This is a genomic window from Endozoicomonas sp. ALC013, from assembly GCF_049310205.1.
Lineage (GTDB): Bacteria > Pseudomonadota > Gammaproteobacteria > Pseudomonadales > Endozoicomonadaceae > Endozoicomonas.
Window position 1 is genome coordinate 1 of sequence record NZ_JBLYNS010000280.1, and the last position, 3,246, is coordinate 3,246.

The 3,246-nt window shown below is 47.3% G+C and carries 2 protein-coding genes; one reads left to right on the forward strand and one right to left on the reverse strand.

Annotated elements, in window-relative coordinates; translation table 11 throughout:
• Positions 1-43: 43 nt before the first annotated feature.
• Positions 44-1,966 carry a PrkA family serine protein kinase gene (locus tag ACO6V1_RS23090; RefSeq protein ID WP_422468832.1) on the reverse strand — a complete coding sequence of 641 codons (1,923 nt, stop codon included), beginning with the start codon at positions 1,964-1,966 and terminating at the stop codon, positions 44-46.
• 468 nt (positions 1,967-2,434) lie between these two features.
• Between ACO6V1_RS23090 and ACO6V1_RS23095 the strand changes: the two genes are divergently transcribed.
• Positions 2,435-3,217 (forward strand): sulfite exporter TauE/SafE family protein, encoded by a 783-nt coding sequence (locus ACO6V1_RS23095; protein ID WP_422460071.1) that lies wholly within the window; start codon positions 2,435-2,437, stop codon positions 3,215-3,217.
• Positions 3,218-3,246 lie beyond the last annotated feature (29 nt).

Below are 3,246 nucleotides of genomic sequence, written 5' to 3' on the forward strand. Positions count from 1 at the left end.
AGAGTTATGCCCGCCTGTCGGTGACGGCAGGCGGACGTCGTTTTTATTGAGACTTGCGAACCCGGATATACCATTCGGATAACAGGCGAACCTGTTTCTCGGTATAGCCATGGGCAACCATTCGTGACACAAAATCGGCATGCTTGCGCTGATCTTCCTGGGATCCCTTGGCATTAAATGAGATAACCGGCAGCAGGTCTTCCGTATTGGAGAACATCTTCTTCTCAATCACGGTGCGCATCTTCTCATAGCTCAGCCAGCTGGGGTTCTTGCCATCATTATTGGCCCGGGCCCTGAGCACAAAGTTCACCACTTCGTTCCGGAAGTCCTTGGGATTGGCAATACCCGCAGGTTTCTCAATTTTCTCCAGCTCTTCGCTCAGTGCAGCACGGTCAAGAATATGGCCGGTATCCGGATCACGGTACTCCTGATCCTGAATCCAGAAATCAGCGTAGGTGATGTAGCGATCAAAGATATTCTGACCGTACTCAGAGTAGGACTCCAGGTAAGCGGTCTGAATTTCCTTGCCCAGGAACTCGATATACTTGGGCGTCAGGTACTCTTTGATAAACGACAGATAGCGATCGTGTATCTCTTCCGGGAACTGGTGCTGCTCAATCTGCTGTTCCAGAACATACAGAAGGTGTACCGGGTTTGCAGCGACCTCTGAAGGATCAAAGTTGAAGACCTTGGACAGAATCTTGAAGGCAAAACGGGTGGAAAGACCGTTCATGCCTTCATTAACCCCGGCCATATCCTTGTATTCCTGCAAAGGCTTGGCATTGGGATCGGTGTCTTTCAGGTTTTCACCGTCGTACACCTTCATTTTCGAGTAGATAGATGAGTTATCTGGTTCCTTGATACGGGACAGGGTGGTGAACTGTGCCAGCATCTTCAGGGTATCCGGTGCACAGGGGGCTTCCCTGAGGGAGCTGTTTTCAAGCAGCTTTTCATAGATATGAATCTCCTCACTGACTCTTACGCAGTAAGGCACCTTGACGATGTTAACCCGGTCAATAAAGGCTTCATTGGTTTTATTGTTGCGGAAAGACTGCCACTCAGACTCGTTGGAGTGCGCCAGCAGAATACCTTCATAAGGGATGGCACCAAGGCCTTCGGTGCTGTTGTAGTTACCTTCCTGGGTTGCGGTCAGCAACGGGTGCAACACCTTGATGGGGGCCTTGAACATCTCAACAAATTCCATGATACCCTGGTTGGCACGGCACAGCGCGCCGGAGAAGCTGTAGGCATCGGGATCGTCCTGGGAGTACTCTTCCAGCTGACGAATATCGACTTTACCCACCAGGCTGGAAATATCCTGATTGTTCTCATCACCTGGCTCGGTTTTGGCGATACCAACCTGATTCAAACGACTTGGGTAGAGTTTAACCACTCTGAATTTGGAAATATCACCACCATACTCATTCAGCCGTTTAACGGCCCAGGGTGACATGATGTACTTAAGATACCGGTTTGGTATTCCATACTCTTCCTGGAGAATGTCGGCATCTTCATCCGGATTGAATAAGCCCAGGGGAGATTCAAAAACAGGAGAGCCTTTGATGGCATAGAACGGTACTCTCTCCATCAGGTGCTTTAATTTTTCCGCAAGGGATGACTTACCGCCCCCCACTGGCCCCAGTAAGTAGAGAATCTGTTTCTTCTCTTCCAGGCCCTGTGCGGCATGCTTGAAATAAGAGACGATCTGTTCAATGGCTTCTTCCATGCCATAGAACTCTTTGAACGCCGGGTACTGCTTAATCAGTTTATTGGAAAAGATCCTGCTTGAACGTGGATCCCGGGAAGTGTCAATCACCTCAGGCTCACCAATCGCTTTCAACATACGTTCAGCGGCGTTGGCATAAGCCCAGGGATCTTTTTTGCAGAGTTCCAGGTACTCTGTGAGACTCATCTCTTCCTGCTGGACGGACTCGTATCTCTGCTGGTATTGAGCAAATATGGACATCTGTTTCCCCCTCGCCTGATCGTTGTAAGTCTTTATAAGGCGTACTGCTTAGTTATGATTTTCAGAAGTCTTTCTATCCTTTTGAACGACACATTATCAATAATGAAAAAAGTGTGCGTACATTAACGTTATAGAACTAATGGATAAGAATGTCTATACCTTTTACGTTTTGATTTTTCAGGAATTATTTGTAAAAGAAAAGAGTGGGGTGGGGATAAAATAGCCAACTGTTTAATAGGCATCCAGCCATTCTAGATTAGTTTTTCGATTATTTGAATATACTCTGTCGTATAAATATTGGTCGTAAGAGTTGGTTGATTTTCATAAAAATCTCAAAAAAGATATTTTATTTAATTTGCTCATCATCATTGAAATATCCAGGTTAATAGGTATTCCCTGAAAATAGACTCACCTGATAATAGTTTATCGTCGTATAATTGTTAATCTGTTTTTTTATAAGGGATAACAATGCTCTTTCTACTCTACCTTGTCCTGGGGGCTTGTGCCGGAGTAATGGCCGGTTTATTTGGTATTGGTGGCGGGCTGATTATTGTTCCTGTACTGATCTTCAGCTTCACCGTCCAGGGTATGTCCCCTGAGGTTTTGACCCATTTGGCGGTAGGCACATCTCTGGCTACCATGGTGGTCACATCGGTAAGCTCCATTAAAGCGCACCAGGATGCCGGAGCTGTTCGATGGCGGATATTTGCCACGTTAAGTGTCGGTATTCTTGCCGGTGCTTTTCTCGGGGTGTATACCGCCGTGAATCTGAGTGGGCATCTGTTGCAGAAGCTTCTTGGTGTATTTGCGATCCTGGTGTCAGCAAAAATGTGGTTCGGGTTTAAGGTTTATGAAGGTGGCAGAGCGCCGGGGAAATCAATGCTGGTGAGTGCCGGTGTTGTCATTGGGACTGTCTCCAGTATGTTTGGTATTGGTGGTGGGACTCTGTCTGTGCCGTTTTTGCGCAGAATCAGCCTGACAATGCAGCAGGCAGTGGGTACTTCGGCGGCCTGTGGCTTCCCTATTGCCGTGATGGGAGCCTTATCCAACATGGCTCTGGGTGAAAAGAGTTCAGGCCTGCCTGCTCTGTCTACCGGGTATGTTTATTGGCCTGCTTTCCTGGGGATTGTCTTGACCAGTGTTCTATTTGCGCGAATTGGTGCCCGTATTGCTCATGGACTTGCCGCAAACAAGCTACAGAAATTGTTTGCCCTGTTTCTGTTTATTGTTGGAATACAGTTTTTGGCTTAACACCGGCTGATCCGTTCATTATCCAGTTG

Coding starts and splice junctions, on each gene's coding strand:
- ACO6V1_RS23090 (WP_422468832.1), bottom strand. CDS start 1,966: ATGTCCATATTTGCTCAATACCAGCAGAGATACGAGTCCGTCCAGCAG.
- ACO6V1_RS23095 (WP_422460071.1), top strand. CDS start 2,435: ATGCTCTTTCTACTCTACCTTGTCCTGGGGGCTTGTGCCGGAGTAATG.